Origin of the sequence: Streptomyces sp. NPDC049954 (assembly GCF_040656295.1) — a bacterium.
Lineage (GTDB): Bacteria > Actinomycetota > Actinomycetes > Streptomycetales > Streptomycetaceae > Streptomyces.
This window is the reverse complement of the sequence record NZ_JBFALS010000002.1, coordinates 627150-640162: the sequence shown is the minus strand read 5'-3', so window position 1 is coordinate 640162 and position 13013 is coordinate 627150. Positions and strand designations below refer to the sequence as shown.

Sequence of the window (13013 nt, the reverse complement as noted above, 5' to 3'; positions counted from 1 at the left end):
CGACGCCATGGTCAGCCGCCCGCCAGGGTGTCGGTGCCCATGTCCTGCCGCATCACCGTCCGGAGCTCTGCCAGGGCTCTCATCACCTCACGGAAAGTCTGCTCGTACTCCTCCTCTCCCTCCTCCATGCCCACGGCTGTCGCGTCCCGCAGCGCGCGCACGCTCCGAAAATAGACGAGCGCCCGCTCGACCACTGCGCGAGGCGCAAAGACCTCCAGCTGGTAACGCAGCTCGTAACACCCGTCGAACGCCTGCCGTGCCCTCACCACGCGCTCGGCGGTCTCCAGAGAACGGTTCAGCGCAAGGAGCGCCAGATCGCCACGCGTCTTGGCGAGCTTCGAGAGGTAGGCGCCGTACAGCTCACGCCGACCGCGCCTGAACTCAGCGAACGTCTCGCGCCGGTCCTTTCGCAGCTCAACGAGGAAAGACGAGCCCATGGCGATCAGCGCGCCGAGAGACGTGGCCGCCAGCGTTGTCCACTGCATCCCCGCACGGTACGAACATCCTTCCGCCCCGGGTAGACCGCCTGACGGTCAGCAGCCGCCCGATGGCGTCGTCCTCGCCGTGGGGCGCGCGACGACGAGCCGCCGTACTCCTCCGGTCATGACCGCGGCGTCCGGGTGCTACGCGTGCGAACAGGAGGGCGCCCTGGCGGGGTCGCCGCTCAGTGAGCGCGTCGCTCTCGACCGGGACTGGCGGGTGGCCCACGCCTTCACCGCGGCCCTCCCGGGCCGGCTGGTCCTGTGCCCCGTCACCACGTCACGGCGGGCGGTCGAAGCATATGTGCGGCGCCGGGCTCATCCGGACCAGGCCGCGGACGTGGTGTCCGAATTCTTCCTGGTCGCCTGGAGGCGGCTGGACGAGGCCCCGGCCTCCCGCGAGCTTCCGTGGCTGTACGGGGTGGTGCCCGCCGGACTCTGGCCAACGCGTACCGGGCGGACGACCGCCGGAACTCTCTGCTGAGCGTGCTGGCGGCGCAGCCACAGGGCACCGTCGAGGATCCTGCGGCAGAGGTCGCCGAACAGCTCCATCTCGCGCGGGCGTTCGATGCCCTGGGCGATCAGGACCAGGAGGTGCTGCGTCTGACCTTGTGGGAGGGGTTGCCGACCAGCGAGGCCGCACGCGTCGTGGGCTGCTCCGTTCCCTCTGATCAGCTGCGATGCACCTCTTCACAGATCGCTCCCCGACATGCTGGTGATCGTTCCCCGATTATTTCGCCAGCAGCACGGGCGCCCGTCAGGACGCGCATACCTCCATACGGGGGACGCGTTCACCCTTCAAGTGGAACTCTTCCTCCCGCTTCCAGCCGAACGGCAGCGCCGCGTCAAAGACTGACCCGGACTGCCGCATCCGCAAGATGCGGCCCCGCGTGTTCTCACGGAACGGAAAGTCATGTCGAACCAGAAACTCCGCCGTACCGTCATCGCCGCACTCACTGTCCTGATGGTGGGTGGCACATCCATTTCCGCGACCGGTGCTTCCGGTCACGAGAGCCGCCAGGCGAGTGGCCCCACCCCTCAAGTCTCCTCCGCAGAGGCCGAGCCCGGCATCGCTCCGCCCGACTCCGACGAGACAGCCGTGTACTTGGACAAGGCCGGCCAGGTGATGGGCATGTCCCCGAGCACAAGCACGACCCCGAAAGCCGGCGGGCTCCGCTGCACACCGGAAAGCGGAAGGGACAATCCCCACGTCTCCAAAAACAAGGTCGACATGTCCGGGCACGGCTGGTGGGATAAGGGCGACTGCTCCAACAACCGGGCCAAGGTGTTCAACTGCGTCTACGAATACTTCACGGACCACAGCTGGCGGCAGCAAGCGTGCTCACCCGCCAAGGAACTCAAGCCTGGCGGCGGTAGCTCGAATCGCACGGTTGCCCGCTTCAAGTGCCGCACATGCGCACAGACTTCATGGCGTGATCACGTAGAAGTCGACGTCATCGGCGAGCTCGACACCGCGGAGAACCTGTGAACCAGGCCAAAGCCCCATGCCGAGCCCAGTAACGAAAGCCCCTGGCTCCCTGTGACGTGAGGGTCGGCCGATGGAAGCCGCAACAGAACGGAGGGGCTGGGTTGTCCGAGCGACCAGCCATCGCCCAGCCCGGAATCGACCCTGCGGGCTACGGCACGGCGGGCCCCATGTTTGCCGCCTTTCATGGCGGACTCGCCCCGCACCCTTGGCGCGCCCCGGAGTCCGAGCACGACGCGTACCAGCTCTTTTACCAACGGTCGGTCGCTATGGGCTGGCTGGACGACCAGTCCAGCGGCGCTGGAGGCGGGCCCGCGGCCACGGCACCCGGTCTATGGGCCATGAACGACGCCACCGCCAGCACCCACCATGCCGATGCCGAGCCCTTCGCATGGTTCCAGGTCGAGTGCAGTACGCCAGCGAGTGACCGGCCACTGCCCGTGCAGCCGTTCCTGCGCTGCGCCGAGGACACTCTCGCGCGCATCGGCACGGCACACCTGTCCGCAGTGCAGATCCTCCTGCCCCTCCAGGGGCTCGCCCCCGCCTCCCGCCCTCGCAACGCACTCGTCCCCTCCATGAACACCTGCGCTTGGTTCGCTGAACACAACCCGCAGGACCTGACGCCGGTAATGATCAGCGTTAACAGCGGGCGCGACCCCTCAATCTCCGCCGTCACTCAGCAGCTCACCAGCCGACTCGGCAGCTTGGAGCAGGGAGTATTCCTCCCAGGCAGATCGGGAAGCACCGGCGATGACGACACTCCGGCCCCGCCGTTCGCCGACGAATTCTGGAACGGGCCGCCTCTGCACGGCATGACCCTGCGAGGCGAACTCGCCGAGTGGTCCTGCGACGCGGTCGGCTGGCTGGCCGCGACCATCGCCGACTCCGCTGCCCAGCTTGGTGTGCGTACGCCGCTGCTGCTCACTGTCGTGCGAGATTGAACGACAATGAGTGACTGCCCTCCCAGCAATGCCCAGGAGAAGGCAAGCCAGTGGACCTGGAAAGCGGCGGACACTCGGGCGCCTGACGAGGTGCCCCTCCCCCTGCTGCCCGGCTCAGCCGGGTCCGCCCGCCGTCCCCTTCAGTACGGCGGTCAGCCGCTCGGCGGCGGGGAGGTCGAGGCCCCCGAGGGTGACGGCGGGCCCGCTGTCGCAGCGTACGCAATCCGGGTGAAAGAAGGTGTCGAGGAACGCGCCGTCCGCGACCGCGCGCACGGCCTGTGTCAGGCGTCCGGCGACGACGTGGGCGGTGCGCCAGTCGCCGAGGTTCACGCCGGGACCGAGCGGCGGCGCACCGAGGAGCCCGCCGAGCCGGGCGACGGTCACGACGTCGGCCTCACCGAGGACCAAGGAGCCTGCCACGGGGCGGAGTTCGGGTAAGGCCAGTCCGTGCGAGGCGAGGGCGGCGCGCAGAGCGGTAGCGGGGGCAGCGGGGTTCACAGGGTCCTCCAGTGGACGCAGAAAGGGTCGGTCTCGTTCTCCAGCGAGGGCAGTACGCGCACGGGATGGACGCTCCAGAACCAGGTGCCGCACCCCGCGCGCACCGAGTGGCGGTACGGCCGGCCGGAACGCAACACACAGGCCGCGAGCTCGCGTTCACGATGGTTGCCGAGCCAGGCCCAGGCCAGCTCGAAGGCCTCCCGGTCGAGTTGCGGGGTGACCGCACGGACCGACTCCCGCATCCAGTCGACGGCGGCGGCGGGCGCGACGGCCGTACCGGACACCGGGGCGCCCGGCCCCTCGCGCCGACACCAGTAGGCCCGAGGCAGTAGCAGCGTCATGAACCACCCTCCTGACGGCAGTCGAACTCGGCCCAGACGGACTTCCCCCGGCCGTCCGCGTCGAGGTCCACGCCCCATCTCGCGGCGATCCCCGCGACCATGAGCAGTCCCCGCCCGCCTTCGGCCGTGTCACCGGGCGTGACGAGGCACGGCCGTACGCCCTCACCGTCCGCGACCACGAGCCGCACGGTATCGGCGTCACACCCGAGGGTCAGCACACAGTCCCCCGCCTCGGTGTGCCGTTCGACGTTCGCGAGCAGTTCGTGCGCGCAGAGGGCGACCTCCCGCGCCAACTCGGCCCCGCACCAGCGGCTTACGACCCCGGCGACGAGGCGGCGCAGAGCGGCCAGATCCTCCGGTCTGACGGTGACCTCGCGCCGGAAGCCGGCGAGGGGGACGAGAGTTTCCACGACTCCTCCAGGGCAGGACAGAGAGACCGCCATCGACGCGGAGTGACGACTCCATTGCCGAAGGTGAGGGGTACAGAGTGGCCCCCTCACAGCACCCATCGCAAGCGCTACGCGTAACAAAGTTGGAGTTTGATGAACTTGCGAACGAGCGTTCGAGGTGTGCACCACTGTTGAGGTAAGGCAGACTGGGGGCTCGAAGTCACCATGAAGGGGGCAGGAGTTGGCAGGTCACCCGCGTCCGACCGTCCGGCGGCGCAAGCTCGGCTCGGAGTTCAAGCGCCTACGGGAAGCAGCCGGCGTCAAGATGGACGACGCGGCCGAACGAATCGGCGGCGACAAGTCGAAGATCAGCCGCCAGGAGAACGGCCGCCAGGGCATGAACAAGCTGGAGGCCGAGGCGCTGCTGGACCTCTACGGAGTCGAGGACGAGCGGCTGCGCACGGCGCTGATCACGATGGCGCGGGAGGGGCGTCGGAAGGGGTGGTGGGCGCAGTACAGCGACATACTCCAGGCCCGACTTGAGGAACAGATCTCGATCGAGTCGGACGCTGCCAAAATCCTTGCCTTCCAGTCGTTGGTGATCCCTGGGCTCTTCCAGACAGCTGAGTACGCGACAGAGGTGATCCGCTCGTACGACAAGGGAGCGTCTTCGGACGAAGAACTGAATTCACTGATCTCTGTTCGCATGACACGTCAGGAGATCTTCCAGCGCGTCAACGCACCGCACCACGTGTGCATCCTCGATGAGGCAGTGTTGCGCCGCGAGGTTGGCGGGCCCGAGATCATGGCTGCCCAACTCGACAAGCTGATCGAGGTCAGCAACCCGCCGAAGCTCACCATCCAGGTGATCCCGTTCGGCCAGGGCTGGCACCCTGGTCTGAGCGGGCCCTACACCATCTACTCATACCCGGACCCGATGGAACTCGATGTGGTGAAGATCGGCTATCTGGATGGTTCGCTGTTCCTGGAGGAGGACGCGGCAGTCGAGCGCTTCCGGCTCGCGTTTGACGAACTCCGCGCCTCCGCGCAACCCGTGCGACAGTCCCTGGAGCTGATCCGTACAGTGGCGCGAGAATACCGCCAAAGAACCTGAAGGACGGAAGCACCATGATCCGGCACAACCTCCCCGCTCACGCTTGGATCAAGTCTTCGTACAGCGACGACGCGGAGGGGCAGTGCGTGGAAATCCAACCCACTGCCGATTCCCACATCGCCATCGGCGACAGCAAGAACCGCCCCCTCGGCGCCCACCTCTTCACTCCTGCCGCCTGGCAGACCTTCGTCAGCGACGTACGCGACAGCCGCACCGGCAGGTGACCGGTCGGACGCGGGGCGGTGACGACTGGCTCGCGGACACCCGCGCGTCCTACGACACCGTCGCCGCCGACTACGCGGAGCTGACACGGCACCTGCTGGACGAGACGCCGGAGGAGCGCGCTGTCCTGGCCCACTTCGCCCACCTGATCCGCACCGCCGGTGGTTCGTCGGTCGCGGACGTCGGGTGCGGGCCGGGGCGGGTCACGGCCCACCTTGGCGGGCTCGGCCTGGACACGTTCGGGATCGACCTGTCGCCGGGGATGGTCGAGGTGGCCCGGCGGGATCACCCGGGGCTGCGGTTCGAGACCGGCTCCATGACGGATCTCCCGCTGCCCGACGCCTCGGTGGACGGGCTGATCGCCTGGTACTCGCTGATCCACGTACCGGACGAGGAGATCGGCACGGTCCTCGCGCAGTTCCGGCGCGTGCTGCGGCCCGGCGCCCCGCTCCTGCTCGGCTTCCACGTCGGGGACGGGTCGCGGCTGAAGACGGAGGGCTACGGCGGGCACCCGATGAAAGTGCACGTCCACCGCCGCAGGCCCGGCCAGGTGGCCGACTGGCTCAACGCGGCCGGTTTCACGGCCGATTCGCACCGGACGCTCAGCTCGGCGGAGAGCACCCTCGGCGGCATCCTCCTCGCCCACCGCCGGGCCGACCCCGGCACCGGCCCCCGTGCGGGAGTCTCCTGAACGCTCGCGGGCCGGGGCCGGGGCCGGTCAGTGACGTACGTGCGCAGCGGGCCGGCCGTCGATGTCACGCCTTCGGGCGCTGCGGAGCGGGGGTGTCCGGCGGTTCACGCACCGGCCGTGTGGCCCGTTCAACGAGACCGGCTTGGGGCGGGGAGAAGGACGGGAACGGTCTCTGCCAGGCTCTCGCACAGCCGAACGGCCCCCGGTCACTGTCCACCACGGATTCGCCCACCACTCCCCCGAGGCCGATCGAAGTATCCCCGATGTGCCCTGCCGGGCTATCGCCGGAACCGGTCCCAGGTAACTCCCCCGAGGCGTCGGAATGGACGAGCGAGCGACCAACAGGCAACCGCCACATACCACTTCATCGCCATAAAGATGAGTCACCGTAAAGGTGATAAACCACCGCACCCCACCTCATCCGGCGTCTACTCTACGAAGGACATGCCGTGCTGCCCCGCGCAGCCGTCCGAGGAGGCTTCCTGTGTTATCTCCCTGCGGCCCTCAGCACGCTCCGGCCGGTGATGTCGGCGCGGCGCTCATGCTGCTCGACCACCGGAGCAAGACCATCCACGCGGACAGGACCAAGGCGGATCCCGAAGCCGAGGCGCTGATCGACCAGTTCATCGAGTCGCTGGGCCCCGGCGGGGCGGACGACCTGCTGGACGGCACGTGCACGCTCATCTACATGTTCATGACGTGGCTGCGGAAGGCCCACGAGGACCACGACAAGGACGTCATCGAGTACGTGGTGCCGACGTTCGTCGCCTCGATGCGCATGATGCCCAAGAGCTGTCCGCCCGAAGTGATCCCCACCATGACGGGCATGATCGTCGCGGCGGGCATCGGGCTGAGCCCCAGCCTGTGGCGCAAGCAGTACGGGGACTGGACCAAGCAGGAGATGAACGCCCTGGAGGCCGCCACCTTCCTGCTCTCGGAACACATCAACCGCATGACCGAGGACCAGGACTTCGCCATCCGCCTGATCACGGACGCCCTGACCCGCTCGGAGTCGGAAGAGGACTGAGCTACCTGTCAGAGAACCGAGGTGCGGGGGAAGACCGCCGGGCCTCGGGTGGTGAAGTGGATACGGCCCACAGACAGCCGCCGGTCCGCTCGCCGGCTGTTCCGGCACCCGGGGCGTCGGCGGCTCGGGTGGCGTTCGTCAGGTGATCTCCCGGGCGTGATGGGCAAGTTGAGCCCATCAGCGTGTCATCGCCTCCGTGATCGCCAGGACGCTGTCGGCGGCTCTGGCGTGTGCCCGGCCTCGTGCGCCGGTGGCGGGGGCGTCACGGGCCGGGCAAAGAAACCGCGGATCAGGGGCGTCCGAGGGTGCGGACGGTCCGTCCGGCGTCGCGCCAGGTGTCAGCGCCCAGGGTGTCGCGGCCGTCGATGACGCGCGGGGTGGCGGTGCGGGCGGGGGCGGTCACAGGACCTCCCGCCCGTCGGACTCCACCGAGATCACCGTGGGCAGTTCGGCGACGCGCAGGCGGGCGCAGCCGTAGGGGACCAGGTCGCGGTCCACCACCGGGGAGCCGGTGACGACGGGGCTGTCCGGCAGCTCGCCCGCCGAGCCCTCTTCAAGGAGCCAGGACCGCACCCTGGCCCCGCGGCCGTGGATCGTGACGGGCACCTGCTCCGGCCCGAACGGCACCTCGGGGACAGGGGTGCGTTCGACGCGCCAGTTCTCCAGGCCGCCCTGACCGCGTACGTGCAGCGCGTAGTTCCAGGAGGACAGCGGCAGCACCTCCCACTCGCCCAGACCGACCGGCCTGGGCAGCGGACGCCACTCCTCCTCGATCGGCAGGACCATGACGAGCGGGCCGAGCCGCACGCCGACGGCGTTGCGCTCGCGCCGCACCCGGCGGACGGCCATGGGCAGCCGGAGCTCGACGAGGTCACCGGTGGTCCAGGTCCGCTCCAGCGCCGCGTATCCGTCCGGGCCGGGTGCGACGGTGACGCTTTCGCCGTTCACCCGGGCCTCCGGTGCCTCGCACCAGCGAGGGATGCGCAGCCGCAGGGCGAAGGCGACCGGATCGGAGACCGTCAGGCCGAAGCGGATCGTGTCCTCGAACGGGTAGTCGGTCGACTCCTCGATCGTGACGTCCGCCCCGCCGAGCCGGGTGGCCAGGGTGCTGGGCGCGTACGCGAAGACCGCCAGCCCGTCGTCCTCCCGGGTACGCATCCACAGGGAGGCCGCGAACTTCGGCCAGCCCTGGTGGACGTTGGCCAGGCAGCAGCCGTAGTGCGGCTCGAAGCCGAAGATGTTGGCGTCGTCGGAGCTGTGGGTCCACCGGCGTTCGGTGACCGACGCGGCGATCTGGTTGGCCTGCTGGTGGTACTGGTGCGCCTTCATGTGCGGGTCGCAGCTCGCCGCCAGGTGGTTGAAGGCCACCAGCTCCGCCATGTCCCCCAGTTCGCCCTCGCCGAAGGCGAGTCCGGACTGCTCCAGCGTGTAGAGGTACTCGACGACCTGGCAGGTCTCGATGCCCTGGTACGCCTCCCGCCCCGCGAGCCACTCGTCCCCGGAGAACATGCCGTGCACCTGGCCGTGCCAGCGGTCCAGCGCCTCCTGGCAGGCCCGCAGGTCGTCCCAGTGGCGGGCGTTCCCGTCCAGCATCGCGCGCACGGCGGGCACCTTGAGGCCCATGGCGACGTTCGGGCCGTGCGTGAGGTGGTCGAAGACGGTGGCGCGGCCGGTGATCAGCTCCCCGGTCAGGTACCCGACCCAGTCGGCGTTCTGCGCCATCAGCTGCTCGGACAGCTTCAGCCAGTTCGGGTCCGGGTCCTTGCCGTACAGCCACAGGGCGGCGAGGACGTTCTCGGTGGCGCGGTAGGCGCCCCAGCTGTGCAGCGGGCGGTCGGCCAGATGCGCGAGCTGGAACGTGAAGTACCGCGCCAGGAAGCCCGGTACCCGGTCGTCGCCGGTCGCGTCGGCGTGCTGGATCAGCACCTTGAGCGCGACCATGCGCGGCCACCAGTCGTCGTTCGTGCGCGGCCCGAACTGGCCGTCCGCACCCTGGCTGCCGAGGATCCACTCGATCCAGGCACCGGCCTTGCGCAGCAGTTCCTCGTCGCCGAGCAGATGAGCGAGGGGCACCAGGCCGTCGAGGTAGTACGGCCCTCGCTCCCAGTCCTCACCGTCGCCGCCCCGCCAGGCGGAGGACGGACCCAGGTCCGGCCAGACGTCCTCCACCTGGCCGGTCAGGCCGGCGGCCTGAAGTTCGAGTTGACGGCGCAGCCAGCCTTCGGGGCGTATCTCGCCGAGGCGTACCGGTTCGTAGCGCATGCCCATGTGTGGTGTGGATTCCTCTCGCGTGTCGTTCGTCTCGGGAGTGAGGCGTCCGGGGGTGTCAGTCGCCGGAGATCGTAGAGCCGCGGACCACGAGGCGCGGCGGGAGGAATTCGACGCCGCGGTCGCCGAGGACGTCCGGATCGGCGTCCCGCCCGCGCTCGATCTCGGCGAGGAGCCGCTCCGCCGCGCGGCGGCCGAGGTGCTCCAGTTCCATGTCCACCGTGGTCAGCGGGGGTCTGCTGGCGGCCCACATCACTTCCCAGTTGTCGTAGCCCGTGACCGCCACGTCGTGCGGAACCTGAAGGCCGCGCTCCCGCAGCCGGTCGGTCACCGCGCGGGCGAGCTGATCGGAAGCACAGACGACGGCGGTGACGGGCGGTCGCCCGTCCTCGCGCAGCAGCAGGTCGACCGCCTGGCGCCCCCAGGGCTCGCTCCACTCGCCGAACAACGGCTCCCCGACGAGTTCCATACCGCACTCGGCAAGGGCGCTCCGCAGCGCCGCGAGGCGGACCCGGGAGGTGTTCTGCTCGGCGCGCCCGCCGACGTGCGCCACCCGGCGGTGGCCCAGGGTGCGCAGGTGGCCGACGACGAGACGCATGCCGGCGGCGTCGTCCGGCACCACCGAGATGTCCTCCGGCGCGGTGGAGGGCGCCAGGGCGTACACGACCGGGACGGGTACGTGGATCGGCGCGCGGGCGTCGGTGGTCTTGCCGGTGACGATGATCCCGTCCACGCGGCGGGCGATGAGCGTGCGCAAGTGGTGCTGCTCGCGTACCGAGTCGTGCCGCGCGGTGGCCACGAGCGTGGAGATCTCGCCCACGGTCAGCGCGTTCTCCGCGCCGAGCATCACCGGCAAGCTGAAGCGGCCGACATCGTCGGTGCTGAGCAGGCCCACGATGAACGTGCGGCGCATGGACAGGGCGCGGGCGCCCGCGTCGGACACGAAGCCGAGCCGGTCGGCCGCCGCGCGTACCCGGTCCCGGGTGGACTCCCGCAGCGAACCGGAGTCGTTGAGTGCCTTCGAGACGGTGCTGGGGGAGACGCCGGCGGCACGTGCGACATCGACGATGCGCACGGACCGGCCATCCTGCTTCATTTTTCCTCCAGTTTTCCGATAATTCCACGAGACCCTACAGGGGCCAGGGCGCACTGCCCAGGGGTGGAGTCAACTACCAAAACCCTGCAGTGCACGAAGGGTTGACGCCCTCAGAGGCGAATCCTAGGGTTCCCGGAAACCGATTTCCCAATTTTCCGTTTCGGGATTCGAGGCAACAGATGAGACTCACCCGGAGCCGGTTCCTGGCCCTGCTCGGCGCGGGAGCGGCCGCTTCCGTACTGGGCGGCTGTGCCGAGACGCCGCCGCCCGTCGACGTGACCGGGCCGGAGTTCGACGGGCAGGCCCGCGGCACGGTGCGACTGTGGGCGCGCGGTGGTCTGTCGGCCACCGTCCAGCAGAACGTTGACCGCTTCCACGCGGCACAGGACCAGATCCGCATCGAGCTGACCCCCGTCCAGGACGGTCAGTTCGTCACCAAGCTCGCCACCGCCATCCGCGGCGGCCGCATGCCGGACCTCGTCGACGCGGACGACATCAACTCCGCCCTCTTCATCCACCGCGGCGTCTTCGCCGACCTCACACCGCTCGTCGAAGAACTGCCGTTCCGCCGCCTGCTCAGCCCCGGCCACCTGGCGGTCGGCAGGCGCGACGGGCGCTACTACGCCGTCCCCTCCCTCGCCGACAACTCGGCCCTGTGGTGCAACCAGGCCCTCCTGGACCGGGCGAAGGTCGACATCGACGACGCGACCGGTTCGTTCGAGGGCTACCTGGAGGCGGCCCGGGCCGTCTCCGCGCTCGGCAAGGACACCTACGGCTGGTCGCTGTCCGGGAACGGCGCCGGCGCCCTGGCGTTCACCGTCCTCCCGCACATCTGGGCCGGCGGCGGCGAACTAGTCACCGGGCCCGTCGGCCGGCAGCACGCCGACATCACCGGCAACGAACCCCTGCGCCGGACCCTGACCTTCCTGCACACCCTGTGGTCCGAACGGCTCGTCTCGCGTGCCTGTTTCTCCGACGACGGCGTCCGCTGGACCACCGACTTCTTCGCCGGAAAGGTCGCGATGCTGCCCTCCGGCTACGGAATCGCCTACTCCAACGCGCCGAAGGGCCTCCGCGACGACCTCGACGTCCGGCTGCTGAGCGGCCCCGACGGCGGCCGTGCCTTCTTCGACGGCGGCACCAACTTCAGTATCCCCAACGGCTCCGGGAACCCGGCCGGAGCCTGGGAGTTCGTCCGCTTCTGCCTCGACATCCCCCAGCAGACCGCGCTGCCCGAAGCCGGGTACATCCCCGTGCGTTCCGACGCGGCCACCCCCGCCTTCCGGAAGAGATTTCCCCTCGCCGCCGCGACGCTCGCTGACATCGATGCCGGACGGGCGCCGCTCACCCTCGCCTACAACCGCATCTTCAACCAGAGCGACGGCGCCTGGCTGGCCATGGTCCGCCGGGCCGCGTTCGGCGGCGACATCGAAGGGGCGATGAGCGACGCCCAGCAGAGCTTCGACGAGATCCTTCAACAGGGGAACAGATGAACACGACCCTCAAAGCCGCCAAGCACCCCGGCCACCGCACCCGCACCGGCGCCCGCCCCCGCACCGGCCCCCGCACCGGCGCCCCACGCCAGTCGGGCACGCTCACTCACCCGCCGCGCACGGGCCTGCTGCTGGTCTCCCCGGCCGTGCTCTTCGTACTCGTCTTCGTCTTCGCGCCCCTCGTCGTCGCCCTCTTCATCTCGCTGACCGACTTCCCTCTCATCGGCCCCTACCACTTCGTCGGCCTGAAGAACTACGCGACCGCCTGGTCCGATCCGGTCTTCGGCCGCTCCATCCTCTACACCCTGCTCTACACGGCGCTCGTGACGCCGCCCATTCTGGCCCTCGGATACGGACTGGCCGTCCTGGTCCGCTCCAACCGGCGCGGCGCCACCCTGCTGCGCACGATCTTCTTCCTGCCGTTCGTGATCGGCCTCAGCACCATCAGCTTCGTCACCTTCCTGGAGGCTCAGCCGACCAGCGGCACGCTCAACACGATCCTTGAGTCGCTCGGCATCACGGACGGCACGACGCCCTGGCTGACCGACGGGCCGCTGGCCACCGGGCTCATCGTCGTCATGGTGATCTGGGGTACGTCCGGGCTCACCATGGTGCTCCTGATGTCCGCCATGCAGGGCATCCCGCAGGAGGTCTACGAGTCCGCCGAACTGGACGGCGCCGGCTGGTGGCGCACCGAACGGCACATCACGCTGCCCATGGTGCGCCGGGCGATCGCCCTGAGCACCGTGATCTCCGTCATCGGATCGCTGCTGGCCTTCCCCCAGTTCTACGTCCTCACCCAGGGCGGCCCCGGGTCCGAGACCACGACCGCGGTGATGTCCCTCTACCGGCGCGCCTTCGTCGACCTGCAGTTGGGCGCCTCCTCGGCGATGTCGCTCATCCTCGTCGCGATCATCGCCGTCATCGCCGCCCTGCAATTCTGGCTGCTCCGCGAAAAGGACTGAGAC

General features: G+C 69.3%; 14 protein-coding genes. 8 read left to right on the top strand and 6 right to left on the bottom strand.

What is annotated here, in order from left to right; all coding sequences use genetic code 11:
- Positions 1–11: 11 nt before the first annotated feature.
- Positions 12–485, bottom strand: a complete 474-nt coding sequence (locus tag AB0J21_RS06360; RefSeq protein WP_363144725.1) for a hypothetical protein — start codon at positions 483–485, stop codon at positions 12–14.
- Positions 486–1392: 907 nt separating this feature from the next.
- On the opposite strand from AB0J21_RS06360, the gene AB0J21_RS06355 reads away from it, so the two are divergent.
- Together AB0J21_RS06355 and AB0J21_RS06350 are read left to right on the top strand one after the other, a co-directional pair.
- The gene (locus AB0J21_RS06355) at positions 1393–1968 is read left to right on the top strand and encodes a hypothetical protein (protein WP_363144650.1); all 576 of its coding nucleotides are present in this window, start codon (positions 1393–1395) and stop codon (positions 1966–1968) included.
- A 338-nt stretch (positions 1969–2306) separates the two neighbouring features.
- The gene (locus AB0J21_RS06350) at positions 2307–2906 is read left to right on the top strand and encodes a hypothetical protein (RefSeq protein WP_363144649.1); all 600 of its coding nucleotides are present in this window, start codon (positions 2307–2309) and stop codon (positions 2904–2906) included.
- 114 nt (positions 2907–3020) lie between these two features.
- On the opposite strand, the gene AB0J21_RS06345 is transcribed toward AB0J21_RS06350, so the two are convergent.
- The 3 genes from AB0J21_RS06345 to AB0J21_RS06335 all read right to left on the bottom strand — a co-directional run bounded on the left by AB0J21_RS06345 (position 3021) and on the right by AB0J21_RS06335 (position 4155).
- On the bottom strand, positions 3021–3326 hold the full coding sequence (locus AB0J21_RS06345; RefSeq protein ID WP_363144648.1) for a hypothetical protein: 306 nt from the start codon (positions 3324–3326) through the stop codon (positions 3021–3023).
- A 74-nt stretch (positions 3327–3400) separates the two neighbouring features.
- Positions 3401–3745 (bottom strand): hypothetical protein, encoded by a 345-nt coding sequence (locus tag AB0J21_RS06340; protein ID WP_363144647.1) that lies wholly within the window; start codon positions 3743–3745, stop codon positions 3401–3403.
- Positions 3742–4155 (bottom strand): ATP-binding protein, encoded by a 414-nt coding sequence (locus AB0J21_RS06335; RefSeq protein WP_363144646.1) that lies wholly within the window; start codon positions 4153–4155, stop codon positions 3742–3744. Before AB0J21_RS06335 ends, AB0J21_RS06340 begins: the two co-directional genes overlap by 4 nt.
- A 220-nt stretch (positions 4156–4375) precedes the next feature.
- Here AB0J21_RS06335 and AB0J21_RS06330 point away from each other — a divergent pair, with 220 nt between their 5' ends.
- The 4 genes from AB0J21_RS06330 to AB0J21_RS06315 all read left to right on the top strand — a co-directional run bounded on the left by AB0J21_RS06330 (position 4376) and on the right by AB0J21_RS06315 (position 7188).
- A complete protein-coding gene (locus AB0J21_RS06330) occupies positions 4376–5248 on the top strand; it encodes a helix-turn-helix transcriptional regulator (protein WP_363144645.1) in 873 nt (290 codons plus the stop codon).
- Between the two features lie 14 nt (positions 5249–5262).
- Positions 5263–5472 carry a DUF397 domain-containing protein gene (locus AB0J21_RS06325; protein ID WP_363144644.1) on the top strand — a complete coding sequence of 70 codons (210 nt, stop codon included), beginning with the start codon at positions 5263–5265 and terminating at the stop codon, positions 5470–5472.
- On the top strand, positions 5469–6161 hold the full coding sequence (locus AB0J21_RS06320; protein WP_363144643.1) for a class I SAM-dependent methyltransferase: 693 nt from the start codon (positions 5469–5471) through the stop codon (positions 6159–6161). The genes AB0J21_RS06325 and AB0J21_RS06320 overlap by 4 nt, the downstream gene beginning before the upstream one ends.
- Before the next feature lie 484 nt (positions 6162–6645).
- Complete coding sequence (locus tag AB0J21_RS06315; protein WP_363144642.1) at positions 6646–7188, top strand: hypothetical protein; 543 nt, start codon at positions 6646–6648, stop codon at positions 7186–7188.
- A gap of 399 nt (positions 7189–7587) precedes the next feature.
- On the opposite strand, the gene AB0J21_RS06310 is transcribed toward AB0J21_RS06315, so the two are convergent.
- Positions 7588–9456 (bottom strand): beta-L-arabinofuranosidase domain-containing protein, encoded by a 1869-nt coding sequence (locus AB0J21_RS06310; protein ID WP_363144641.1) that lies wholly within the window; start codon positions 9454–9456, stop codon positions 7588–7590.
- A 58-nt stretch (positions 9457–9514) separates the two neighbouring features.
- Entirely contained in the window at positions 9515–10531 is a 1017-nt protein-coding gene (locus AB0J21_RS06305; protein WP_363144640.1) for a LacI family DNA-binding transcriptional regulator, read from the bottom strand.
- Positions 10532–10731: 200 nt separating this feature from the next.
- On the opposite strand from AB0J21_RS06305, the gene AB0J21_RS06300 reads away from it, so the two are divergent.
- On the top strand, positions 10732–12045 hold the full coding sequence (locus AB0J21_RS06300) for a sugar ABC transporter substrate-binding protein (RefSeq protein WP_363144639.1): 1314 nt from the start codon (positions 10732–10734) through the stop codon (positions 12043–12045).
- On the top strand, positions 12042–13010 hold the full coding sequence (locus AB0J21_RS06295; RefSeq protein ID WP_363144638.1) for a sugar ABC transporter permease: 969 nt from the start codon (positions 12042–12044) through the stop codon (positions 13008–13010). Before AB0J21_RS06300 ends, AB0J21_RS06295 begins: the two co-directional genes overlap by 4 nt.
- The last annotated feature ends 3 nt before the right edge of the window (positions 13011–13013 follow it).